Raw genomic sequence first — 25,796 nt, 5'->3', positions numbered from 1 at the left:
ACACCTGATTTTCTCGGCTTGCCTGATGGGAATGGGTTCTGCCGTTGCACAAGACCTTGGAGCGAGTGACACTCCCAAAATGCAATCGATGGAGACGGGCAGCGGCCTGCCGGCCATTCGCAGCCGTGGCGAAATGCGCCAGGCGCAGAACCCGCCCGCCAGCCGTCCGGCCAAGCGTGCCGCCGCCGAAGTGGGGCCGTTTCAAGCCTATGCGGCAGGCGTCACAGGACAAAACCTGGCCATTTATGGCAAGGACCTGTTCAGCGACGTGCCATCCACCTTTGCGCCGTTTGATGCAGCGCAGGTCAATCAAGATTATGTCATCGGCACGGGCGACGAGCTGCAGGTGCGCGGCTGGGGCATGGTCGATATCGACGTCAGCGCCACGGTCGACCGCAGCGGCGCGATCTTCATTCCGCGCGTCGGCTCCGTCAAGGTCAGCGGCGTGCAGTACAAGGATCTGCAGGGCTACCTGAAGAAAGCCGTCGGCAAGATTTACACCAACTTTGAATTGACGGCCAGCATCGCCCAGACGCGCGCCGTGCAAGTGTATGTGGTCGGCCACGCCGTGCGTCCCGGTACCTATACCCTGAGCGCCATGAGCACGCTGTTGAACGCCCTGTTCACCTCGGGCGGCCCGGACGCCACGGGTAGCATGCGCAACATCCAATTGAAGCGTGGCGCACAAACCGTCAGCACCTTCGACTTGTACGACATGCTGGCCAAAGGCGACAAGAGCAGCGACATGACCCTGCGCGACGGCGACGTGATTTACATTCCGGAAGTCGGTCCCCTGGTGGCTTTGACGGGCAATGTGAAGCAGCCCGCCATTTTTGAATTGAAAGGCAATGCCAGCCTGGCCGATGTATTGAGCTGGGCCGGCGGCTTCGATTCCGCAGCGGAAACGAAGCAAGTGATCGTTGAAAAGAACGTCGACAATCAATACAAGACGGTGGTGGAACTGATCGCCGACAAAACCGTCACCAGCACCCAGCTGGCGAGTATCCCCGTGAAACCGACCGATGTGCTGCGCGTATTTGCGCCGGGCGCCGTGCCGGTGCAGGCCCAGATCCAGAATGAATACGTGCGCGTGGCGGGCGAAGCTAAACAGAGCGGCATCTTTCTGCTGAAGAAAGGCGAAACCCTGCGCGAGTTGATCGCCCGCGTGGGAGGCCCAAATGAAAACGGCTATCTGTACGCCACCCAGTTGAACCGCGAATCGGTACGGCGTGCCCAGCAAGCCAAGTTGAATGAAGTGGCGGACCGTTTCGAACGCGACCTAGAGTCGAATGCCACCCAGCGCATGGGCGCCTCAGCCGATGAGGCTAACGCGGCTAAACTGGCTGCAGAAATTGAGCAACAGCGCAGCATTGTGAAAAAACTGCGCGGCATCAAGGCCGAGGGCCGCATCGTGCTCGATCTGCCTGGTGTGGAGACGCAAGTCAAGAACTTTCCCGACCTGCCCTTGCAGGATGGCGATACCATCCTGATCCCGCGCCGCCCAGGCACGGTGGATGTGCTTGGCTCGGTATTCCAGCAAAACGCCTTTGTCTACCGCCCGCAGCGCACGGTCAACGATTATGTCCAGCAAGCTGGCGGTATTACCGTCACTGCGGATAAATCCGAGATGTACGTGATACGCGCCGATGGTACTGCGCAGAGTGGACAAAGTATGGGCTGGTTCAGCGGCATTGGCGGCACGGCATTGAATCCTGGCGATACCGTGGTGGTACCGGAGAAAATCGATCGCAGCACGTTTATGCAGAGTTTGAAGGAATGGACATCGATCTTTTATCAGTTTGGTTTGGGTGCGGCTGGCTTGAAAGTGTTGAAAAATTAAAATTATTACTGCCACTTGGTTGTTCCGTGTACGGGGTACGCAAGAAAGATAAACCTTGTTGGCATTTCAAATACGATAGGTTAATACTTGAAAGAAGAAGATGTCTGAGCAATTGAAAAATAGTGAGCGTAGTGCGCTGGCGAATAAAAATAATGATGAAATTCATCTATTGGATATATTGACGGCGCTTGCCCGGCAAAAAAAGATATTGTTCACGGTGCCGCTGATTACGGGGGGCTTGGCAATCGCTGCTGCATTTCTGATTAAACCGACGTTTTCATCGACCGCTGTGATTCTACCTCCTCAGCAGCAAAGTTCAGGCGTCTCTGCCATGCTGGGGCAACTTGGCGGATTGGCTGGGGCCGCCGGAGGAATTGCAGGATTGAAGAATCCTAATGATTTATATGTCGCCATGTTGCAAAGTCGGACCATCGCAGACAAGGTGATAAGCCATTTTGATTTGAAAACGCGCTTCGAGGTAGAAACGCTGGATGAGGCGCGAAAAAAATTGGACGGAATCGCCAGCGCATCCAGTGATAAAGCCGGTACTATTTCCGTCCTGGTTGAAGATAAAGATCCAAAATTTGCGGCAGAACTGGCTAATGCCTTTGTCAGTGAGTTGTCGAATTTGACTAAGGGACTTGCGATCACCGATGCCGCACAGCGCCGTTTATTTTTTGAGAAGCAGTTAGTAGCGGTTAAGGACGACTTGGCGAATGCCGAAATTGCACTGCGTAAAACTCAAGAGAGTACCGGCATGCTGCAACTGGACGGGCAAGTCCAGGGGATTATCCGTAATGTTGCCCAATTGGAAGGGACGATTGCCGCCAAAGAAGTGCAACTCAATGCGATGCGTAGTTTTGCAACGAATAATAATCCGGATCTGCTGCGCTTGCAGGGAGAAATTCAGGGATATCAGGCACAACTTGAAAAGCTGAAAACAGGAAAATTATCCAAGGATGGCGATTTTATGGTGCCGACCGGGAAAATTCCTGAAGTGGGTATCGAATATATACGCAGCTTACGCAATGTTAAATATCAGGAAACTATATTTGAATTGCTGTCAAAGCAGTATGAATTGGCTAAAATAGATGAGGCTAAAGAATCGTCCAATATACAAATTCTCGACAATGCAGTGCCTGCAGAAAAAAAATCAAAACCAAAAAAAATTATTATTATTTTTCTTGGATTTATTGGAGGTGTATTCTTGGCATTGTTCCTGGCGTTAACACGTGACGTATACCTGCGGTCTACTCAAGATGAAGGTAGCCAATATCGTTGGAACGTTTTGAAGAATACATGGAGAGGCAAGAATAATTAATTGACGGCCGTACCTGGATTGGCTTCCAGGCTGCACTTTGAAGAGTAAGGAAAGAAAAAATGAAAGCTGTTATCCTGGCGGGTGGACTGGGTACCCGTATTAGCGAAGAAACATCTACAAAACCGAAGCCGATGGTTGAAATCGGCGGCAAGCCTATCCTTTGGCATATCATGAAAAGTTATTCGGCGCATGGCGTGAATGATTTCATTATCTGCTGCGGCTACAAAGGCTATGTCATCAAGGAATACTTCGCTAATTATTTTCTGCATACCTCGGACGTAACGTTCGACATGCAGGATAATAAAATGGAAGTTCACGCGCGCAATGCCGAACCGTGGAAAGTCACGCTGGTCGATACCGGTGACGAAACCATGACTGGCGGCCGCTTGAAGCGCATCAAACGCTATCTGGAAGGCGAAGAAGCGTTCTGTTTCACCTACGGCGACGGCGTCAGTGATGTCAACATCACCGAATCGATTGCCTTCCACAAAGCGCACGGCAAGCTGGCTACCCTGACCGCGACTCAGCCTCCGGGCCGTTTCGGGGCACTGATCTTGGACGGCCAGAAAATCAATAGTTTCCAGGAAAAGCCGCAAGGTGATGGCGCGTGGATCAACGGCGGCTATTTCGTGTTGTCGCCAAAGGTCATCGATTACATCGCGGACGACAGCACCACCTGGGAAAAGCAGCCGCTGGAACGCCTGGCCGCCGAAGGTCAGCTGGATGCCTTTTTTCACCGAGGCTTCTGGCAACCGATGGATACCTTGCGCGACAAGGTGCACCTGGAAGAGCTGTGGCAATCGGGTAAAGCTCCCTGGAAGGTGCGCTGATGGACGCAGCATTCTGGCAAGGCAAACGGGTTTTCCTGACCGGCCATACGGGCTTCAAGGGCGGCTGGCTGAGTCTTTGGCTGCAGCAGTTGGGCGCCGACGTGACCGGTTATGCGCTGGAAGCGCCAACCACCCCCAGCCTGTTTGAAGTGGCGCGCGTGGCGCGCGGCATGGTTTCCATCATCGGCGACGTGCGCGATGGTGAAGCGCTGAAGCGCGCCATGGCACAAGCGCGGCCTGAAATCGTGATCCATATGGCGGCCCAGCCACTGGTGCGCTATTCGTATGTAAATCCTGTGGAGACGTACGCTACCAACGTGATGGGCGTGGTCAATCTGCTGGAAGCCGTGCGTGCCACGCCTGGCGTGCGTTCGGTGGTCAATGTTACCAGCGACAAATGCTATGAAAACCGCGAATGGCCATGGGGCTACCGCGAAAACGAAGCGATGGGCGGTTACGACCCCTATAGCAACAGCAAGGGCTGCGCCGAACTGGTGACGGCCGGCTACCGCAGTTCATTTTTTAATGCCGAGAAGTATGCGGAACATGGCATTGCACTAGGCAGCGGCCGCGCCGGCAATGTCATCGGTGGCGGCGATTGGGCCATGGATAGACTGATTCCCGACATGCTGCGCGCCATTGGTGCCGGCCAGCCGGTGATGATACGCAATCCGCACTCGATCCGACCATGGCAGCATGTGCTCGAACCGCTGAGCGGCTATTTGACCCTGGCGGAGAAACTGTACACCGAAGGTCCTGTGCATGCCGAAGGCTGGAACTTCGGTCCACATGACACCGATGCCAAACCGGTCGAATGGATCATCGAACGCATGACGCAAGAGTGGGGCGCCGGAGCGTCCTGGTCGCTCGACGGACAGAACCATCCGCATGAGGCGACTTATCTGAAACTCGATTGCTCCAAGGCGCGTGGCCAACTGGGCTGGCATCCGCGTTGGGATATCGGCCAGACGATCACCAAAATCGTTGAATGGCACAAGGCCTTCGACCAGGGCCTGGATATGCGCGAGCTAAGCCAGGCACAAATCACGACATATCAAAATACCTAACAAATTGAAGGCTGTATCATGAGCGAACAACTGACCCAACAACAAATCCGCGACCAGATCGCCGCCCTGGTGGCCCAATATGGCGCGCTGGCCAGCGTGCCGAAACCATTCGAGCCTGGCGTGACCGTGATTCCTCCGGCCGGCAAAGTCGTCGGCGCCCCTGAGATGGGTCTGATGGTCGAAGCGTCGCTGGACGCATGGTTGACGACGGGTCGCTTTAATGATGAGTTTGAAAAACGCCTCGCCAAGTTCATTGGCGTCGAATTCCTGATCACGGTGAATTCCGGTTCGTCCGCCAACCTGGTCGCTTTTTCCGCCCTGACGTCGCCAAAACTGGGCGCGCGCGCGATTCAACCTGGCGACGAAGTCATCGGTGTGGCAGCCGGCTTCCCAACCACCGTCAATCCGATTTTGCAATATGGTGCGGTACCTGTGTTCGTCGATGTCGAACTGGGAACCTACAATATCGATGCTTCGAAAATCGAAGCGGCCATTACCGACAAGACCAAGGCCATCATGCTGGCCCATACCTTAGGCAATCCATTCAACCTGGAAGTCATCGTCGCACTGTGCAAAAAGTACAATCTGTGGCTGGTGGAGGATTGCTGTGACGCCTTGGGCGCCACGTATAACGGCCAGATGTGCGGTACCTTCGGCGATATCGGCACCATGAGTTTCTACCCTGCGCATCACATCACCATGGGTGAGGGCGGCGCGGTGTTTACCAACAATCCGGAACTGAAAGCGATTGCCGAATCGTTCCGCGATTGGGGCCGCGACTGCTACTGTGCACCGGGCAAGGACAATACTTGCGGTCAGCGTTTCTGCTGCAAGCTGGGTACGCTGCCGGAAGGCTATGACCACAAGTACACCTACAGCCACCTGGGCTACAACCTGAAGATCACCGACATGCAAGCGGCATGCGGTTTGGCGCAGATGGACCGCGCGGCTGGCTTTGTACAGGCACGCAAAGACAACTTCGCTTATATGAAAGATGGCCTGAAAAGCTGCGAGGAGTTCCTGATCTTGCCTGAGGCGACACCGAATTCGGATCCATCCTGGTTCGGCTTCCCGATCACCTTGCGCCCAGAGGCCAATGTGGACCGGGTCAACCTGCTGACGTTCCTCGATCAAAACAAGATTGGTACGCGTCTGTTATTTGCTGGCAATTTGACGCGCCAGCCATACATGATCGGTCGCAATTACCGCGTATCGGGCGAGCTGACCAACACCGACCGCATCATGCACGATACCCTGTGGATTGGCGTGTTCCCCGGCTTGACCAAGGAAATGATGGACTTCTCGATCAGCAAGATCGAAGAGTTTTTTGGCGTTAACTTCTAAGAAAGTATCTCCATGTCTACACCCGCAAAGCCATCCGCCGCCGTCAATGTGCTTAAAGCCAAGCTGGCTGCCGGTCAGGCGGTGCTAGGTGTGTGGTCCATCATACCATCGCCGGTGGTGGTGGAAATCTTTGCCCTTGGTGGCATGGACTTCGCCATCCTCGATATGGAGCACGGGATTTTTGATGTGAGCGGTCTCGATGGTTGCATCCGCGCGGTCGAGGCGGCCGGTGGTGTGCCACTGGTTCGCATACCTGGTGTTAATCCGTCGGCCGCGCAATGGGCGCTGGACTTGGGCGCACATGGCATTGTCGCGCCGCAGGTCAACAATGCAGGCGAAGCCGAGACCGTCGTCAGAATGGCCAAGTATGCGCCGCGCGGCACGCGCGGCTACAATCCGTTTACCCGCGCGGCGCAGTATGCGAATCCGCCGGACAACTGCTCTGGGAAGTTGAGTAATGATTTCTCACTGACTTGCGTCATTATCGAAAGCGAAAGCGCGCTGGCCGATATCGATGCCATCTGCGCCACGCCAGGACTGGACGTGGTCTACATGGGCATTTACGACTTGGCGGTGGCGCTTGGCTGTGATGGCAATACGCGCCATCCGCGCGTTACCGCCATAGTCGACAGCTCGATCCAGCGTATCCGCGCCGCAGGCAAGGCCGCTGGCATGATGGTGCGCAGCCAGCAAGACATTGCCGCCGCTTTGGCGCTGGGCGCGAACTTCCTGGTCTACGCGGTTGATACCTCGATCATCCGCGATGCCGTGGTGCGTGCGGTTACTTCTTTTGACCAGGAACACAGTATATTCCTGGCGCTTAACAATACTCCCGACATGATGGACCCGAAATGAAAATTCGAGTAGCTGACTATATTGCCTCGCGCCTGCTGGAGCAAGGCGTCAAACACGTTTTCCTGCTCAATGGTGGCATGATGATGCACCTGGTCGATACTCTCGGTCGCGAAGGCGGCCTCGGCTATATCCACCATCACCACGAGCAAGCCAGCGCGATGGCGGCCGACGGCTACGCGCGCCGAAGCGGCGAACTGGGCGTGTGCTATGCGACCAGCGGCCCTGGCGCGACAAATATTCTGACAGGTCTGGCTGGCGCGTGGCAGGATAGCACCCCGCTGCTGTTCCTGACCGGCCAAAGCAAAAGCACCCAGACCATCCAGGGTTCCGGCATCGCCGGCCTGCGCCAGTTCGGCACGTTTGAAGTCGATATTGTCCCTATCGTTGCCTCGGTGACCAAGTACGCACAGATTGTCATGGATCCTTTGACCATCCGCTACCACTTGGAAAAAGCGCTGTACCTGGCGCAATCGGGCCGTCCTGGACCTGTTTTGCTGGACTTGCCGCTGGACGTGCAGGGTGCGTTGATTGAACCTGACGAATTGCCAGGTTATGTGCCTGAGCCCTTGGCTCTGGCGCCATCAAATGCCAACGTGGCGGAAGTGTTAGCCTTGCTGCAGGGGGCGCGCCGGCCGTTGATTCTAGCCGGCTACGGCGTGCGCTGTGCCAATGCCGTATCACAATTGCAACAATTGGCTGGTCAACTCGGCATTCCTGTCGCCACTAGCCAGCTGGGCAAAGATGTGATGTATTTCGACCACCCCCTGTTTGTCGGCCATCCGGGACCGAAAGGCGATCGCGCCGGCAATTTCGCAGTGCAGAGCGCTGATGTCATCCTCAGTATAGGCTGCAGTCTGCATGGCCAGACCACCGGCTGGGAAAGCGAGCTGTTTGCACCGTCCGCCGTCAAGATCCAGGTCGAACTCGACGCGGCCGTGATCGCCCGTGGGCAAGTTGGCGTCAGTCACGCAATCCAGGCGGGCAGCCTGGAATTCATTGACGCCTTGCTGGCCGCTTCGGCCGGCACGACTGCGCCCGACTGGAGTGCATGGCGTGCTTGTACCCAGTCATGGAAAGAACGCTACCCGGTCAGCGCTGAAGCGCATGTGCACAATGATGCCGTCAATTTCTACTATTTCGCCGAAGAACTGAGCTGCATGCTGGCCGACGATGCTTGCGTAGTTGCCGATGCGGGCTCGGCATTCTATGTGATGGGCCAGGCCTTGCGCGTCAAAAATGGCCAGCGCTTCATCTCTTCCGGCTCGATGGGTGCCATGGGCTTCGCATTGCCGGTGGCCAATGGCGCCGCCACCACGGGCGCCGCCGGTCCGACCGTTTGCGTCACCGGCGATGGCTCCCTGATGACCAACGTACACGAACTGTCGACGATGAGCCATTTCGGGCTGAACGTGAAACTGTTCGTCATCAATAACGACGGCTATGTATCGATGCGCAATACCCAGCGCGATTTTCTCGGCGCCCACTATGTCGGCGCTGACAGCCGCAGTGGTGTATTTATACCGAGTATGGAATCGATGGCGGCCAGCTATGCGCTGCCGTTCGTGCGCTGCGACCGCGAGGAAGACCTGGCGGCCACGCTGTTACAGGTGATGGCGATGGACGGTCCGGTACTGTGCGAGATCGTCGCTCCGCGCGACCAGAAAATCATCCCGGCCGTGGTGTCGGTCAGGCTGCCGGACGGACGCATGCGTTCGAGCAGCATCGACAGCATGTTTCCCCACCTGCCGGCCGAAATCCAGGCACGGGAAATGGAACAGGCAGCCGCTCTATGAAGTACGTAGCCATCCTTGGTGCCAGCAGCCAGATTGCCAAAGACCTGATACGCTTGATGAGTCGGCAGGAGGATACTTGCTTGCAATTATATGTGCGTAACCTGGCTCCGGCCCAACGGTGGTTGGATCAGCTCGGCCTGGCCGAGCGCTGCGCGCTGTATCTCTATGAGGCGTATGGCCAGCACGAGCATGACGCCGTGATCAACTTCGTCGGCGTTGGCGATCCGCAGCGCGCCGCCAAGATGGGGGCATCGATCTTCAGCATTACTCAGCAGTACGACGATATGGTGATGGCGGGCCTGGCACAACATCCGCAGCGACGCTATATCTTCCTGTCCAGCGGCGCGGCCTATGGCAGCACCTTTCTGGAGCCGGCTGGGCCCGCGACCCAGGCGGTCATATCGATCAACGCGCTGACGCCGCAAGAGTATTACTCGGTCGCCAAGCTGCATGCCGAATGCCGCCACCGCGCCCAGCCGGAGCTGGCTATCACCGATATCCGCGTATTCAACTGCTTCAGCCGCACGCAGGACATGGAGGCACGATTTTTCATCACGGACATCGTCCGTGCGATCCGAGAGAATACCGTGCTGCAGACATCTCCTGACTACATGGTGCGCGACTTCATGCACCCGGAAGATTTTCACCAACTGGTGAACTGCATCCTGGATGGCCCGCGGCGCAACGGCCCGATCGACTGTTATACTCGCGCCCCTGTCGACAAGCCAGCTCTGCTTGAAGCGATGAAACGGCAATTTGGTTTGCAATACGAATTTGTCGGCGCCGCCTCCGCCATGGTGAATGCCACAGGCGCCAAGCCGTACTACTATTCGTTGAACCGGCAAGCCGCCGAGTTGGGTTACCTGCCAGCGTATTCGTCACTCGACTGTATCACGAAGGAAACTGCCAGCATTCTCGGACGAGATCCACATTAGAGACTAACGTCCCTCATACAGGGACAGGGCCTGCGATTTAAAAAATAGATCATGATGATCAAATTGAACGGAAAGAAATGACACAGAAAAGCAAAGTGAAGGTCGGTATTATCGGCACCGGCAATATTGGCACCGACCTGATGGTCAAGATCATGCGCTCCGAGTGGCTCGAATGTACCTTGTTTGCCGGCCGTAACTTCAACTCGGCAGGCATGCAAAAAGCCAACGAGCTTGGCGTGCATATTTCTGACCGCGGTATCGATGCGATCGTGCAAAACCCGGACATTTGCGACATCGTGTTCGACGCCACTTCCGCGCACGCGCACCACGAGCATTGGGCAATTCTCGAGAAGCTTGGAAAGACGGTTATCGACATGACTCCGGCAAAGCTTGGCGCCTTGTGTATCCCTGCCATCAATGCCAAAGAAACCCTCGACAGTGGCGCACGCAATATCAACATGATCACTTGTGGCGGCCAGGCGTCGATTCCTATCGCTAACGCGATTGCCCAGGTACATCCGAACATCGCTTACATCGAAGTTGCCTCCAGTATTTCTTCGCGCAGCGCCGGACCTGCCACACGCCATAATCTTGATGAATATATCGATGCGACCGAGCAGGCGCTGCAAAAGTTTTCGGGCGCTACCCGCTGCAAGGCGATCTTGATCCTGAACCCCGCGCGTCCGCCGATCGACATGCAAACCACGATTTATGCGCAGATCGAAAATCCAAATATCGAAAAAATCCGCATTTCGGTCGAAGCGATGGTCAAGAAAATCAATGCCTATGTACCCGGCTATAAAATGATCGTCAATCCGACCGTTGATGGTAACCGCGTCATTGTTACCATCAAGGTGGTGGGAGCCGGCGATTATCTGCCGCCGTACGCCGGAAATCTGGATATCATTAATTGTGCTGCCATTGCCATTGCGGAACAGGTAGCCGAAATTTCATTGCGCAAGGAGCAAAATAATGACTAAGAAAGTTCTCATCACTGACCCGACCTTGCGTGACGGTAATCACGCAGTACGTCACCAACTGACGGCAGAGAATGTCGCCAATTACTGCCGTGCCGCTGAAGCCGCCGGTGTCCCTATCGTTGAAGTCGGTCATGGCAACGGTCTTGGTGCATCGTCGATGCTGATTGGCGAAGCCAAATTGAGTGACATCGACATGCTGACGGTGGCGCGTGAAAACCTGAAGGACTCGAAGCTGGGCATCCATTCGATTCCAGGTTTTTGTACTATCAAGAAAGATTTGGTAAAGGCCATCGATGCTGGTGTTGACGTGTTCCGCATCGCCTCGCACTGCACCGAAGCCGACACCACCGACCGTCATATCGGCTACGTTCGCCAAGCCGGCAAGCAAGTATTCGGCGTACTGATGATGAGTCATATGGCCACGCCTGAAGTACTGGTGGAAGAAGCCAAGAAAATGGAATCATATGGAGCAGAAGGCTTGATTATCATGGACTCGGCGGGAGCATATTTTCCATCCGACGTGACCGAGCGTATTTCGCGCCTGGTCGATGCGCTATCCATCCCGGTTGGCTTCCATGCCCATAACAATCTGGGTATGGGCGTGATTAATTCGGTGACGGCAGTCAATGCTGGTGCCTCGATGATTGACGCTAGTATTTATGGCTTTGGCGCCGGCGCCGGTAATGCCCAATTGGAAGTCTTGATCGCGGTATTCCAGCGCCTTGGCATTGCGACCGGTATCGACCTGTACAAGATCCTCGATGCGGCCGGTCTGGCGGCCGATGAATTCATTAAAGTGATTCCGACGATTTCTTCGCTAAGTATCGTCAGCGGCTTGGCTGGTGTGTTTTCTGGCTTCGCCAAACCGGTTGACCGGGCCGCCAAGGAATACGGTGTCGATCCGCGCGATATCTTCTTTGCGCTGGGCAAGCGCAATGCCGTGGCTGGACAGGAAAGCCTGATTTTTGAAGTGGCGCAAGAACTGGCGACTCAAAAGAAAGCGGTGGGACAATGAATGAACAATTTCAAGAGTTGCGCGGTGATTGTCTTTTAGCGGCATCCGTGCGCGGTGATTTGCGTGACCAACTAAAAAACCAGCATATTGCGATTACCGGTGGGACCGGCTTTCTGGGCTCCTGGATCGCAGAAACGGTTGCTGCGTTGAATGATGAGTATGGCTTGGAAATTACCTTAGATCTATACGCCCGCAACGTCGCTGACTGGACAAAAAAATATCCTCACCTGGCGCTGAGAAACGATATTCACACGATTTCCCAAGATGTGCGCTCTCCCTTTTTATTCGATGCCAGGACCAATTATGTGGTGCATGCCGCCGGTATCCCGGATAACAGGGTGCATGCCTCGGATCCTTTACGTGTGCACCAAACTATTATCTATGGCATGGACCATGCCTTAGAGGCGGCATCCAAGTTATCAGGCCTGAAGCGTCTGATCAACGTCAGCTCCTGCTTGGTAAACGGTACTCCAAATCGCGCTGGCGCTCTAGCGGAATCGGACTGTTTTCCCATGCAGGCTGGTGAGCTGCATACCGTATATCGTGAAGCCAAACGTGCTGCAGAAAGCCTTTGCTCCGTATATCGTAGCCAGTTCCGCATGCCTGTCAGCACCCTACGTCCCTTTACCTTTGTCGGGCCATACCAGGAACTAGATCGTCCTTGGGCGATCAACAATTTTATGCTCGATGCCATACGCGGCACCGACATCCGCATCCTCGGTGATGGTTCAGCCCGGCGTAGCTACTTGTATGGCAGCGATGCAGCTTGGTGGACACTGGTCGCGCTTGTAAATGGCGGTGATGGGCAGATATATAATCTCGGCAGCGATCAACCGATAGCACATGTCGAGTTGGCCAAGCTGGTTTCTGGCCTGATGTCGCCGATAGCCAAAAGCGTGATCGGAAAACCCGTTGCGACGAAGCAAGCTTCCGACGATTTATATCCTGATATTTCCAATACGAAAAGAAAACTTGGTGTTGCGCAAACCTGCTCATTGGAACACTCGATTAATAAGACATATAGCTGGTATTTCGGAAGAAAGTAGCAGTGGGCATCCTATTCAAAAATGCCTAATTCTATTTGGAAATAAATGAAGTTGTATCAAATATGAGGAATTAAAGATGGTTTCAAGAAAATAATCAGGCTTCTATTTTTATTATATTACATTGGGTTTCGGGAGTATAAGTGAATAGAATTAAGGTATTGCTTGGGATTGATAAGGCAATTTTTTTTACGTTGTTTGGGCGTTTTTGGTCTGTGGCAGCTGGTTTAGTTACCATATTTATGGTGACACATTTTCTTTCGCCAGAATTGCAAGGATACTATTACACATTCAATAGTTTAATTGCTTTGCAAATTTTCGTGGAATTGGGCCTTACTTATGTAATTATTCAATTTTCTAGCCATGAGATGGCGCATTTAATATGGCAAAAAAATGGAACGGTTCTAGGTGATGCGCAATCTAAGCGGCGCCTACAGTCCTTAATAAACTTTTCTATTACTTGGTTTGGTATTGCTGCGTTACTGATTATTTTAATATTATTGCCTGTTGGAGTATATTTTTTTAATTCATCCGCCGTAATGGAATCTTCGTTCGATTCCAGTATTCCTTGGTCTATCTTGGTTGTCTTCACGGCTATTAATTTAATTATTACCGCTGCGGCCGCAATATTGGAAGGTTGTGGAAAAGTATCAGATATTGCTGTCCTTCGTTTATTGCAATCATTAGCATCGGTGACCGTTACATGGTTGGTTCTGTGGAATGGCGGTGGTATTTATGCTATTGTTGTGAATTGTATAATGCTAACTATAGTTGGTGGTATTTGGATATGGTATAAATACCGATCATTTTTTATAGATATTTTAAGATATTCAAAAAATAGTCCTGGAATGGATTGGCGCAATGAAATTTGGCCTTTTCAATGGAAAATTGCGCTTAGTTGGATGAGTGGCTATCTAATTTTTCAGTTGTTTAATCCTTTGCTATTTGCGACCCATGGTCCAATTGCGGCAGGAAAAATGGGAATGAGTTTGCAAATTATAGCTGCTATGAACGCGGCAGCGATGGCATGGATTTCGACGAAAGTACCAACTTATGGAAAAATGGTTGTTAGTGGGAAAACTAAAGAATTGGATGCGCTTGTGGCACGCGGATTTTTACAGTCATTTTGTTTTTTGCTGAGTGGAATAATCGGCCTTGGATTGATTTTTTTGTATCTTTCGGAGATTAAATCACCATTTTCTTCCCGAGTCCTTCCATTGCCATTATTATTAATATTGGCATTCGTTTCGTTAGGTAATCATGTTGTTTCAGTACAAGGTGCATATTTAAGAGCTCATAAAGAGGAACCATTTATGATGATTTCGATAATAACAGGCATATCAACTGCATTGTTTGCACTTCTTTGGGTGCCTCATAACGGTGTTGCTGGAGCGGTATATGCTTATGCTATAAGTGCGCTCGGAATTGGATTGATTGGAGGAACGACAATTTTTTTTAGAAAACGAAGGCAATGGGCAATAAAACGCATCAGTGCAACCTTGTGACTCTTAAAGTTGGTGAAACTAGACAGGCGAACTAAAATTTTTGACTGCAATAAATTCAAAATGAGGCAGAGGGTGACCATTGCTAGCCGAATACAAATTGGCTGATAGGTATCAACGACTTGCACATGACTACTATGTAGTGTTTATTGAGAATGCGAATTCGGAAAGTGCTTCAATACAAATTGACGTTGGAATTGATGAGACAGCAATCTGGCGCGCTCGCACAGAAACTGGCAAAGCTGGCGGACATCTTGGACGAGATACGGATCGAAGAGTGGTCAATGTAGAAATTGCTGGAAATTGCTGGAAATTGATCGAAAATTGCCTGAGCGCTGCGTCCAGGTTGTGAGATTGTGCCGGGGCTGCCCGAGTCCGGGGCCTTGATAGAGCGCCTCACGATAGATCTTGCGTTGAGACGGTTATGTGGATTCTCGATGTAGAGCCAGATTCCACACGAAGCGATGTTCTTACGTGCATTTGTCTATTTTCACAAGCCAAATTAGCAGAACACGTGCATGAACCGAATGAAACGATGATGTAGATTGGCTTGATATGAGACTTCGGTTGCATCAATAACAAAAATTGTCGACAGCCACGATCACTAGTGTTCAAGGCCTGGCGTTCTGGGTTTTTTGCAAGAGGTTTTCGAAAATTTAAAAGAATGGAACAATGGTAATGAGTACAAAAAAAAATTCGCCACTATTAACGATAGCTATACCGACTTATAATAGAGTTGAATGCTTGCAATTGTTGCTCGAATCGATTTTAAAGCAAATATTAGAAGCTGAAATATCTGAAGAAGATATTGAGATTTTAGTTTGCAATAATGCATCCACTGACACGACTATGGAATATTTGAGAAGTCTTTCTAATTTTCCCGGCTTGAATGTCGTTAATAATGACATTAACTGTGGTGGTGATGCAAATATTGTTTTTTGCTGTGAGGCTGCTGCTGGTAAATATGCATGGATCATGGGTGACGATGATTTACCAAAAAACGGGGCAATTTCCGCATTAATTAAATTCATCAAGGAAAATCGCCCTGATATGATTTATTTGCCAGCAAAATGGGTGGATGGTGACTTGACTTCTTTTTCTGAGGAAAAGATTTTTGATAAAAGTTTCACTGCCGTGAATAATTTCAAGTTGGCTGTAGAGTCAAATATTTTTCTGACTTTCATATCTTCTTGGGTTATGAATATGGACATTTATAGAAGCCAAGAAGGTGGTGTAAAGTACAATAGATTTTTAGGATCATTTTTATCACAGCTTGAATGGGAATTAACAATTTTAAATAACGGAAGTAATTTTTTTATTGCGAACGATATTTGGTTGATAGCTAGGGCCGGCAATAGTGGAAATTATGAAATATTAGATGTTTTTTCAATTAATTATAATAAAATTATTGATGAAAAAATTACTAAAAATAAAAAGATTAATAAATTTCTTAAAAAAAGTATGTTGTGGTCTTTCATTCCGTTGCTGATTTTTGGTTTGAGAAAAAATACAATGGGGAAATTTGGTGTCTTCGATAATAAAAAAGTTACGAAAATGCTGAAGTTAGAGTATGGCAGCAATTTATTTTTTATTTTATTAATTTATAATATAATAAATTCACAAATTTTAATTGCAAAAATATATTTAAAAATTACGCGAATATTATCAAAATCATACATATATATATGTAAATTAATTTAGTAATTTAATGTATCTTTTTAATTAAATAAGTTGGATTGTATTTTAAAGCTTGCTATTGTCTTCTATGAATAGAATTAAGAAATTGTTAATTTTTATATGTGTTGTTAAAAGTGGATTTTTACTAGTTAGTCCATGAATCAATGACTTAGGTGCATTTTAAGCTTAAAAATACTAAGTTATGATGTTTTTTAATTAAATGAGAATTTCCTGCATTTCCATATAACTTCTGCCGAATTGAAACTCATTGAGTCAAAATAAATTTTTATATCTTCACCAGAACTGAACGGCCACGTAAATCTTTCCATATTAATGTTTTGAATATATCTTTTTAAAAATTAAAAAATGTCTGTAAAAATTATAGCTTTTTATCTCCCACAGTATCACCCTATTGAGGAAAATAGTAATTGGTGGGGGCCCGGGTTCACCGAATGGCATAACGTAGCCAAGGCGCGCCCATTGTTCCGCGGTCATCATCAACCAAACCTTCCAGGTGAACTAGGTTTTTACGATTTACGTCTCCAAAAGACACGCCAGGATCAAGCCGCGCTTGCTATGGAGCATGGGGTATATGGGTTCTGTTATTGGCACTATTGGTTTGCCGGTAAGCGCTTATTGGAAACGCCAAGCGAAAAAATGCTAGAAGAAAATACTCCAGATTTTCCATTTTGTCTTGCATGGGCAAATGAAACTTGGACTGGAATCTGGCATGGTTCTCCAAAAAAAGTATTAATCGAACAGACTTATCCAGAAGGCGATGTTGAGCGTCATTACCAGTTATTGCGGCGGTATTTTATGGATGCGCGCTACATTAAGAACAAAGGTAGGCCAGTATTTTATGTGTACAAACCAAGATTAATTCCAAAAAATAATCCATATATCGAACGGTTGCGCGAGTTAGCCAAGGAAGACGGTTTCCCTGATTTGTACATTATTGGTACTTGGTCTCCTAACCCGAATGGCCAGTTCAAAACTGTGCAGGAATGCGGTGTGGATGCGGGGGTTATTACCAATATTACCGGTCGCGACTCATTTAGTAAAATGCAATGGTTTGAGGCAGTTAAGCATAAATTAATGCAACTCACGGGATTGAATGTAGGCCCGAAGAGGATTCGTTATGTTGATGCGCTAGATGCTATGGTACCAGATCTTAACAGATTTTCTTTCCCAGCATATAACTCTGTGGTTCCCAATTGGGATAACACACCGCGCTCTGGGCGTCGTGGACTTGTCTTCACCGATGCCACGCCAGTGCTTTTTGGAAAAGTACTAAAGGTCGCTATTGATAATACTGTAAGACGCTATGGAAGTGAAAAGGAAGAACAATTTCTATTTTTAAAATCCTGGAATGAATGGGCTGAAGGAAATTATGTTGAGCCTGATCAAAAAAATGGCCGGAACTATTTGAAGGAAATTTTGGTAGCATTGAAGACCGGGAGCGTAGAAAAATGAAAACTCCAATTCCCATTGTTTTATTGCACCACAGTCAGGTTCAAGTTCTACTTGCGACTGTAGAAAGTATTGCTAAATTTACCAAGCATCCCTATGTATTGTTTGTGATTGATAATTTATCGCCAAAATCTCCGGAACTAATATCAGCTTTTTCTGATATTGAATCGAAGTATAATGGGATAATTATTTTTAATAAGAAAAATAATTGGATTAGAGGTTTTAATTTAGCATTAAAACATTCATCTTGGCCAAAATCGAAATATTACGCTTTCTCTGATGCAGATATCATCGTACCGGATTTGGGGAGTGAATGTTGGTTGGAAAAGATGGTTGAACAGATGAATATGCATCGTTGCATTGGTAAACTGGGACTGAATTTAGATTTGGGAAATTTGAAAAAAAATCCGAAATTGCAGAAAAGCTATGAGGCAGAATTACGCTTACTAAAAGGAGAAAGGATCGGTACAAATATAATTGCTGGAGTTGATACTACTATGGCGCTATACCGTGACGATTTTTTCGTATCTGACTTCAAGTTTCGCATCGGTCATCAATCCTTACAAAAACCATATTATTATATTTGCCGGACTTCGGCCAAATTGTCGGCAATTCATGTGGGTTGGGATTTCTACCCTGGCGCAGGAGAAAACAGTTATTCCGTTGAAAAACACTGGTCCAAGGCTTGGACCATGTGCAAAATGGGAACATATGTGGCTCCCGAGATCATGATGGAATTTGGGGCCGTACGGCGTTGTCAGCTACGTTCTGCACAGTATTTTATCAAGACGTTGCATTTTTTTAAGGTATTTGGCATGATAAGCTGGTATGTAATTACACATCTACCGCGCAATATCAATGAAATTCAATCGAGGGCGAGGTAAATGGACTCGGTTGCTTCTGGATTAGTCTATGGTATGTGTCTATTTTTTCCGCTGATCCCCATTTTTTTTAATAAACGCTTCGATTTAAAATCTCGAATTTTCGTCAATTTATTAATTTTCTTTCCAACTTTTATATTCGCGGCATTGCGAGGATATGCAGGAACTGATACAAAAATGTATCGGGATAATTTTGATTCCTTTCGTATTACCTCGATTTTTGAATTATCGACAACGGATCCAATTTTTTATTTTATCCAGATGATTATTAAAAATTCCGGAGGAAAATTTCAGACATTTGCATTGTTTCAGGCCCTTTTTTGTTGGATATTATTTTCTATTGGTGCTGCCAAAATCGATAAGAGCATTCCTTTATTCGGTGTAGGGCTATTACCAGTTCTGTTTGTCGACGCGACGTTTAATGGTATGCGTTACGGCATGGCTTTCGCATTGACATCTGTAATCATATTGCTGATTCCAAAGGTTCGACCCACATTAGGTATGCTCATGGCGGTAATTCCAGGCTTAATTCATAGCAGCATGCTGATTATAATGATATCTACCGGCTGTGGGATCCTGCTGCTATTGCTAGGTATCGGTATAGTGGTCATGGATCCCCGTTTGATCGCTATATTTCAATATTTCCAATATAAAGCAAGTGATTATTCAGAAATTTCACGACCATCTGTTTTTTCTGGATTATTTCCTATAGTGCAAACCATTGCAATTATATTTATAGCAAGAATTTCAAAGGTGCCATTAAGATGGGGCATTAATCTTTATTGTATCTCCATATTGCTCGCGTTGTTGTCTCTTGTTATTTCTTATTTTTCCATGTCAGGATTGCGCTTACTTCAAATCGCTGTTTTTCTTTTGGCAATTTCTGTTTCTAGTTCCATTGAAAGAGAAAATATAACAATAAAGGCAAAATATCTAGTGTTACTCATTGGTATTTTGGGGGTGGTTAACTTTTTGAGACAAATATTTCTAGTGGGACCGGAAGGTAATGTGTTATTTGCGCCATATGATTTTTTTTGATTTTTCATAATTTTAAAAAGTTTTGGTAGGAAAACTAGTTAATTTTTCTAATCGATTCAACCTGAGGATTTTTTATTCTCACCAAATACTATCAAAAATACATAGGGAAATTTATTCGCGTTTTTCTTGGAATCTTGATATCGGTACATGTCAGAGTGCAGTTATACACATATAGCTGTGGGCTTGGGAATTTTTATGTAAAAAGCATAACATTTTATTATTTTTTCTTGAATAATTAACATTTTCTCAAATAAGATAGATAGGACATGTATTTCTGAAGATTCCTAATATTGGAAGTATACTCACTAAGATTTTTTGATTAAAAATGTGTATGTATTACTACATGGTTCGAATTCTGTCATTAAGGGGAATATTCCTGCGAAAACGATCGTGACTGGAGACCAGTAGGTTTGATTAAAAATTTTGCTCGTATGAGTAGACTTTTTCTTAAGTTCACGTGAGTTTTTTATTTTAATTACATTAGTTTGTAATTAAGTTCACCTAGTTTGGAAAAATATGAGTATTAATATTACTACGACCATGGCTGTCGGTGTAATTGTGCCTACCTTGAATGCTGGTCATGAGTGGAGCGAATGGCTGAAAAACATGTTCGCACAGACTCTGAAGCCCGCACGTATTTTGATCATTGACTCTTCCTCTGACGATTCGACTGCTGAACTTTCTCGCATGGCAGGGTGTGAAGTCATCGTCATTTCACGTGAAGATTTTAATCACGGTACTACTAGGAAAATGGGTGCGAGTTTATTGTCTAATATGGATATACTTGTATATATGACTCAAGACGCATTTTTGTCAAATACAAATGCATTAGAAGAATTAATTATGCCATTTTATGATCCTGAAGTTTCTGCCACGTATGGACGGCAATTGCCTCATCATAATGCGGGATATATAGGTGCACATGCACGGATATTTAATTATCCCGATCGATCCACATTACGTAGTATTTCGAATGCTCGTGAATTAGGTATTAAAGTGGCTTTCATATCAAATTCTTTTTCGGCATATCGGCGCATCATGTTGAATATGGTAGGTGGCTTTCCAGACGATAATATTTTTGGCGAAGATACTTATGTCGCAGCAAAATTACTGATTGCCAATAAAAAAATCGGATATGTCGCTAATGCACAAGTGTATCATTCGCACGATTATTCTTATCGCGAAGATTTTCGTCGTTGTTTTGATATCGGCGTCTTTCATTCACGCGAATCGTGGATTTTAAAAGCATTCGGTCGCGCGGAGGGGGAAGGCAGGAAATTTGTATTTTCTGAACTTAAGTTTCTGCTGAGGAATGCACCTTGGTTGATTCCTGATTCTATTATCAGAAACTTTTTTAAGTATGTAGGATATAAACTCGGCTCATGCGAAAAAAGGCTATCACGTAGCCTCAAAAAACGTTTAAGCATGCACCGGAGATATTGGGGAAAGTAAATTTGTCAGTTGTTTTTTAGTTCTTATATACTTACTTGGACCATAACTTCTGATGTTCATTCTGGATAATAATGTGATTGGACGGTGTGACGGATTATTGTCCATACGATATTAATTTACCTTTAGGGAAGTTTTAACTCGGTTGGATTGATATCTCCTCAAACTTTGTAATAAATTCGTACTGAAAAATATACCATGATTATTTAATCACGATCATTTTCGGAAGTATTCACTGCGCGGCCATTTTAATAGCCGATTTTGAAACTATATGAATTTTAAAAATTGATACTAAAATATCTCCAGTTTATCAGTTAGACGATTTAATCCGTAAACACGATGAGTTTTACCAGCAGCTAACCTTAGTTTAGAAAAGTTTTTTCTGATGAATTATTTATTTCTGTTATTTTCCGGCCTACTAGTTACAGCATGCGGAGGCGGAACATCCAATGCTCCTTCCGCTCCTCTGCCCCATGTAGACATTTACCCATTATTGGAACTACGAATTCTTGTCATCGGCCAGTCGATATCGTCGAATTGCAATGGGCATATTTATGGTCCTGTCGAGAACGTTTTTCAAATAGCTAAAGATGGCTCGGTGAAACCTGCCAGCGATCCATTTGAATGGGCCGATTGCGGTAACGGTTCAATGTGGATGCCTCTTGGAAAAAAATTAATCGAGAGCGGTGTTGCACGCAAGGTGATATTTATGCCAATTGGTATGGGCGGAACCAAAGTGGAAGACTGGCAGAGAGGTGGGGCGGCATTTGGTAAACTGAACAATGCAATAGCATTAATCCAGAAGCAGGGAGTTAGCTTTGATTTGGCTTTGTGGCATCAGGGTTCTTCAAATGCCGGGACGGATAAGATGGTATATACTGATCGACTGACAACTATGCTTGATTATGTGAATAGTAAAATTTCAATTAATCGTTGGATCATCGCTGTGCATTCGCGTTGTGGTACTACGTATGATCGTAATATCGAATTGGCACAGATTATGATGGGGAATATGCCAGAATTAAAACGCTATATTGGACCGAATAATAATTTACTAGGAAATGAATATAGGTTTGATGATTGCCATTTAAATTATCTCGGTCAAGAAAAAATGGCATCTATGTGGTTTGATTCAATAAAAGCTGCTCTTAAATAGGATAGATTAGATAATATGAGGTCGAAGTTTAGATATTCGCTGGAGAATTTTCGTGGAGTCGCAATAATTTTTGTTATGCTATCTCATGTTATGTCGATTCAAAAAATCGGGATGGGTGGTGATTATTTTTACTATATTGTTGGAGATGCAACAACCTGGTTTGTATTTATTTCAGGATACCTTTTTTATTATCTTGAAGTAAATAAATTTAACTATTGGAGTTATGTCGTTAAAAAAGGAAAGTATGTACTATTGCCATATATCATTCTTTCTATCCCTGTAATATTATATGGAATATATTCTTCGCAGCATATTCTCTATGGTTTGACTCCGTCACAATATGTTTTTTGGTCATTGATGTCTGGGGGCGTTATCGTCGGCCCTATGTGGTTTATTCCGATGATTACATTATTTTTTCTTTTGACTCCAATTTTTATAATTTTATCAAAGTCGAAATTTTTATATTATGTTAGTGTTTTTAGTTTGATTTTTAGTATTTTTTCTTCACGTCCGATATATAACACAAATGCGATGCTGTCATTTTTGCATTTTTTTGGTTTTTATTTACTAGGTATTGTTGCTGCAAAAGATGCTGTGTTGCTAGAAAAATTAAAAACATCGACAAAGAAGAAAATTATCGCTATCGCATTTTTTTCTTTCTTCGTCTTTGGTATTTTTTTTCCTGGGTTTGAAAGTATGCCAAACAGCTTCTTTAATGGTTTTGGAAAGTTGAATTATATCGTGCTGGGCAAACTAGCTTTACTTGTTGCGATATTTTTCTTATTTGAGCAGTTTTTTGACCGTGAAAATAATGTGTTTGGATATTTTTCGAAAATTAGTTTTGGCTTGTTCTTTGTTCATGGATTTATGAGTTCATTTTTTAATAAAATGTCAAAAAATATAAATTATTGTGATCCAATTGTGAAAGCACTTTCAGAAATCGGCGTCGTTATTTTTGTTTCTATTGTTATCGTTTTTTTTGCGAAGAGAATATTGAAGAAATGGAGCCGCTATGTTATTGGTTGTTAAATTTTTTATTGTAACAGTATTATTATTGCTAGTTGGATCAGCAAATGCTCGGGATGTTTATATATTGGTAATACAGGAAAGTGCACCAGAAAACTGTAAGGTTGATTTATTTAGCGAAATAAAAGGAGTTTATCAAATCGGCTTAAATGGACGAGAAATTTCTGCACAGTCTCCATTTCTTTGGGCCGATTGTATGGAAGGTAATATTTTACTTCCGTTAGGGCAGGAAATGATCAAATTACGTATGGCAGATCGTGTGATTTTCATGCCAATCGGTAAAGCAGGGACAAATGTACGTGATTGGCTTGTGGGAGGTCGTGCCCATCAGAAGTTGAAATTGGCCCTTGATACTGCAAATTTAAAAAATATAAAATTCGATTATGCATTATGGCAGGGGAGACTTATCGGTGCCAAATTTCCTCAGTCGAACTACATTAGTGATGTTCGGGGAGTGATAAGGTCGATAAGTCTAAATACTAAGATCGACAAATGGATTATCGGGCTAAGTGTAAGTTGTGAAGGGGCAACCGGAGAGCAGGAGGTATCCTTCCCCCTATGGGCTCCTTTGATTAATCGATTTCCTGGGCCGGAGATTGGTGCACTTGGTTCAGTATATCGTTCGGATCAATGTAGTTTCAATGAACTTGGACAGAAAGCGTTGGCACAACTTTGGTTTCGCGCGATGACTGATGCAGATAGTGCAAGCAAGAAATATCAGAAGGAATCTTTACTTTATTATTTTAAACAGTAGTGATAAGCGGCCGGATAATTATGTGATGTCGTTCTATTGCTGTGGTCTAGTTGTTTAGATATGGGTGATCATATTCCAACTCGCAGCCTGCCATTTTTCAGAGCTAGGTTGCTTTTGAGTACACTGTTGAATCCTGCACCTAACTACCAGCGCCATGAGCCAAGCCCTTCACAGCCAAGCCCGCACCACTCCGGTGAATGTCAAGGTAGTTGTCGCCCGACTCATGCAGCTTTTTGACTTACTCCTTCCACGGTGGCGGCCAGATCCACAGCGCTGTCTCGTTCAGGGTTGAGAGTCACCGGGCCTACAGGTGTCCAGTTGCGAGTATTCCCCGACCAGCGCGCCGGGTTGCGCTGCCGAGCGGCCAGATACACTGCGTGCCTCGCCTCCAAGATTGCATGATCGCCACCGGCGTGGCGCTGTGCCGGGCTGACGTACTGGATACCGCTATGCTTGTGTTCAAAGTTGTACCAGTGGGTGAAGCGTATGGTCCATGCCCGTGCGGCGTCGAGGTCAGTGAAGCCGTCGGCAGGAAACTCCGGTCGATACTTCGCAGTGCGGAACAACGCCTCGGCGAACGCATTGTCGTCACTGACGCGCGGCCGCGAGTACGACGGCTTCACCCCCAGCCAATGCAGCATCGCCAGCACCGTCGTCGCCTTGAGCGTGGCGCCATTGTCGCCATGGAGCACCGGCTTGTTGGCGTTGGCAGCAATCCCCTCGGCGAACGCGGTACGGCGAACTAGATGCGCGGCATGATCGGCATCGTCCTCGCCATGAACCTCCCAGCCAACGATTTTACGACTGTACAGGTCCAGAATCAGGTACAGGTAGAACCAGCGGCAGGCGATATTGGCGGGCAGGTAAGTCATGTCCCAGCACCAGACCTGGCGCGGCGCTGTGGCGACATGGGTCGTGGGCGGGCGTGTCTTGCGTGGCGTTTTGGCGGGCCCCCGGTACGTCGCTTGACCAGCAGCGCGCAGTAAGCGGCTGAAGGTCGATTCGCTCGCAACATACACACCTTCATCGGCCAGAATGGGCACGATCCGCGCCGGCGGGACATCGGCGAAACGGGCCTCGTTGGCCACCTGCAGCACCTGTGCGCGCTCGTCGGTGCTGAGCGCGTGCGCAGGCGTGGGGCGCACCGCAAATGGCCGCAAGTCGCCGGCGACCAGTCCGTTACCCACCTGCCAGCGTTACAGTGTCCGCACATCGATGCCAGCGACCGCGCAGGCCTTGTACAGCCTTGCTCCTGCCGATATCCTGGGCTATGCGTTGGCGATCTTCGAGGCCGATCATTCGTCCTCGCCCATGTCCCTGTTGAAGATCGCCGCGACTTTTTTTGACAGCACCAGCAGCGTTGCGGTCTCGGCAAGCGCCTTGTCTTTGCGACGGATCTCGCGCTCGAGTTCCTTGATCTTGCGCCGGTCCTGCTTCGCCTCCTGGGCGCTGGTGCGTGGTACCGCGTCACCGGACAAGGCAGACATCGCATTCTCGCGCCATACCGCCAGCTCTTGCGGATAGACGCCGTTGGCGCGGCACCAGGCGCTCTTGCTGGCCTCGTCCATCGCTGCTGTGCTCAACACGGCATCGAAGCGCGCCGCCCCCGTCCAGATTCGCTCGCGGCCTGGCTGGGACAATGCCTCACTACGCCAGCGCTCCAACGTCGACGCGCCCACACCGATTTCGTTGGCCACATCTTTGATCGATGCGCTCTCTGGCGGCAGCAGTCTCGCCACCGCCCTCTCTTTAAATTCTTGTCCATATCGTGCCAATTCATGCTCCAGTCAACGCCCCCAAGTTTACCAAACCTATCGGAG

At 47.7% G+C, this 25,796-nt stretch carries 20 protein-coding genes and 1 pseudogene; 20 read left to right on the top strand and 1 reads right to left on the bottom strand.

What is annotated here, in order from left to right:
* Positions 1-79 precede the first annotated feature (79 nt).
* The 20 genes from CLU91_RS14255 to CLU91_RS27880 all read left to right on the top strand — a co-directional run bounded on the left by CLU91_RS14255 (position 80) and on the right by CLU91_RS27880 (position 23,976).
* On the top strand, positions 80-1,840 hold the full coding sequence (locus CLU91_RS14255) for an SLBB domain-containing protein (RefSeq protein WP_198521333.1): 1,761 nt from the start codon (positions 80-82) through the stop codon (positions 1,838-1,840).
* A gap of 100 nt (positions 1,841-1,940) precedes the next feature.
* Positions 1,941-3,161: a Wzz/FepE/Etk N-terminal domain-containing protein gene (locus CLU91_RS14250; protein ID WP_100874694.1), complete on the top strand. Its 1,221-nt coding sequence runs from the start codon at positions 1,941-1,943 to the stop codon at positions 3,159-3,161.
* A 59-nt stretch (positions 3,162-3,220) separates the two neighbouring features.
* Positions 3,221-3,991 carry a glucose-1-phosphate cytidylyltransferase gene (gene rfbF / locus CLU91_RS14245; protein WP_100874693.1) on the top strand — a complete coding sequence of 257 codons (771 nt, stop codon included), beginning with the start codon at positions 3,221-3,223 and terminating at the stop codon, positions 3,989-3,991.
* Entirely contained in the window at positions 3,991-5,058 is a 1,068-nt protein-coding gene (rfbG, locus tag CLU91_RS14240; RefSeq protein ID WP_100874692.1) for a CDP-glucose 4,6-dehydratase, read from the top strand. Before rfbF ends, rfbG begins: the two co-directional genes overlap by 1 nt.
* 18 nt (positions 5,059-5,076) lie before the next feature.
* Positions 5,077-6,402 (top strand): lipopolysaccharide biosynthesis protein RfbH, encoded by a 1,326-nt coding sequence (rfbH, locus tag CLU91_RS14235; protein ID WP_100874691.1) that lies wholly within the window; start codon positions 5,077-5,079, stop codon positions 6,400-6,402.
* 12 nt (positions 6,403-6,414) lie between these two features.
* Positions 6,415-7,257: an HpcH/HpaI aldolase family protein gene (locus CLU91_RS14230; protein WP_100874690.1), complete on the top strand. Its 843-nt coding sequence runs from the start codon at positions 6,415-6,417 to the stop codon at positions 7,255-7,257.
* On the top strand, positions 7,254-9,050 hold the full coding sequence (locus CLU91_RS14225) for a thiamine pyrophosphate-binding protein (RefSeq protein ID WP_100874689.1): 1,797 nt from the start codon (positions 7,254-7,256) through the stop codon (positions 9,048-9,050). Before CLU91_RS14230 ends, CLU91_RS14225 begins: the two co-directional genes overlap by 4 nt.
* Positions 9,047-9,985, top strand: a complete 939-nt coding sequence (locus CLU91_RS14220) for an NAD-dependent epimerase/dehydratase family protein (protein WP_100874688.1) — start codon at positions 9,047-9,049, stop codon at positions 9,983-9,985. The genes CLU91_RS14225 and CLU91_RS14220 overlap by 4 nt, the downstream gene beginning before the upstream one ends.
* Positions 9,986-10,062: 77 nt before the next feature.
* Complete coding sequence (locus CLU91_RS14215; protein WP_100874687.1) at positions 10,063-10,965, top strand: acetaldehyde dehydrogenase (acetylating); 903 nt, start codon at positions 10,063-10,065, stop codon at positions 10,963-10,965.
* Entirely contained in the window at positions 10,958-11,980 is a 1,023-nt protein-coding gene (gene dmpG, locus CLU91_RS14210; protein ID WP_100874686.1) for a 4-hydroxy-2-oxovalerate aldolase, read from the top strand. Before CLU91_RS14215 ends, dmpG begins: the two co-directional genes overlap by 8 nt.
* Positions 11,977-13,026: an NAD-dependent epimerase/dehydratase family protein gene (locus tag CLU91_RS14205; protein WP_100874685.1), complete on the top strand. Its 1,050-nt coding sequence runs from the start codon at positions 11,977-11,979 to the stop codon at positions 13,024-13,026. Before dmpG ends, CLU91_RS14205 begins: the two co-directional genes overlap by 4 nt.
* A gap of 140 nt (positions 13,027-13,166) precedes the next feature.
* Entirely contained in the window at positions 13,167-14,528 is a 1,362-nt protein-coding gene (locus tag CLU91_RS14200) for a lipopolysaccharide biosynthesis protein (protein WP_100874684.1), read from the top strand.
* Positions 14,529-15,203: 675 nt separating this feature from the next.
* Positions 15,204-16,226 carry a glycosyltransferase family 2 protein gene (locus tag CLU91_RS14195; RefSeq protein ID WP_157814698.1) on the top strand — a complete coding sequence of 341 codons (1,023 nt, stop codon included), beginning with the start codon at positions 15,204-15,206 and terminating at the stop codon, positions 16,224-16,226.
* 342 nt (positions 16,227-16,568) lie between these two features.
* Positions 16,569-17,675 (top strand): glycosyltransferase WbsX family protein, encoded by a 1,107-nt coding sequence (locus CLU91_RS14190; RefSeq protein WP_100874682.1) that lies wholly within the window; start codon positions 16,569-16,571, stop codon positions 17,673-17,675.
* Positions 17,672-18,556, top strand: coding sequence for a glycosyltransferase family 2 protein (locus tag CLU91_RS27885; RefSeq protein ID WP_157814697.1), 885 nt, complete (start codon positions 17,672-17,674; stop codon positions 18,554-18,556). Before CLU91_RS14190 ends, CLU91_RS27885 begins: the two co-directional genes overlap by 4 nt.
* The gene (locus CLU91_RS14180) at positions 18,557-19,591 is read left to right on the top strand and encodes an EpsG family protein (protein ID WP_100874680.1); all 1,035 of its coding nucleotides are present in this window, start codon (positions 18,557-18,559) and stop codon (positions 19,589-19,591) included.
* A gap of 516 nt (positions 19,592-20,107) precedes the next feature.
* Positions 20,108-21,043, top strand: a complete 936-nt coding sequence (locus CLU91_RS14175) for a glycosyltransferase family 2 protein (RefSeq protein ID WP_198521332.1) — start codon at positions 20,108-20,110, stop codon at positions 21,041-21,043.
* Positions 21,044-21,425: 382 nt separating this feature from the next.
* Complete coding sequence (locus CLU91_RS14170; RefSeq protein WP_100874679.1) at positions 21,426-22,196, top strand: sialate O-acetylesterase; 771 nt, start codon at positions 21,426-21,428, stop codon at positions 22,194-22,196.
* A gap of 15 nt (positions 22,197-22,211) precedes the next feature.
* A complete protein-coding gene (locus CLU91_RS14165; RefSeq protein WP_100874678.1) occupies positions 22,212-23,225 on the top strand; it encodes an acyltransferase family protein in 1,014 nt (337 codons plus the stop codon).
* On the top strand, positions 23,209-23,976 hold the full coding sequence (locus CLU91_RS27880; RefSeq protein ID WP_157814696.1) for a hypothetical protein: 768 nt from the start codon (positions 23,209-23,211) through the stop codon (positions 23,974-23,976). The genes CLU91_RS14165 and CLU91_RS27880 overlap by 17 nt, the downstream gene beginning before the upstream one ends.
* A gap of 221 nt (positions 23,977-24,197) precedes the next feature.
* Here CLU91_RS27880 and CLU91_RS14160 read toward each other — a convergent pair.
* Positions 24,198-25,751, bottom strand: a pseudogene (locus CLU91_RS14160) (IS3 family transposase).
* Positions 25,752-25,796: the final 45 nt, after the last annotated feature.

This window comes from Janthinobacterium sp. 64, from assembly GCF_002813325.1.
Lineage (GTDB): Bacteria > Pseudomonadota > Gammaproteobacteria > Burkholderiales > Burkholderiaceae_D > Janthinobacterium.
This window is presented reverse-complemented; position numbering and strand designations above follow the sequence as displayed.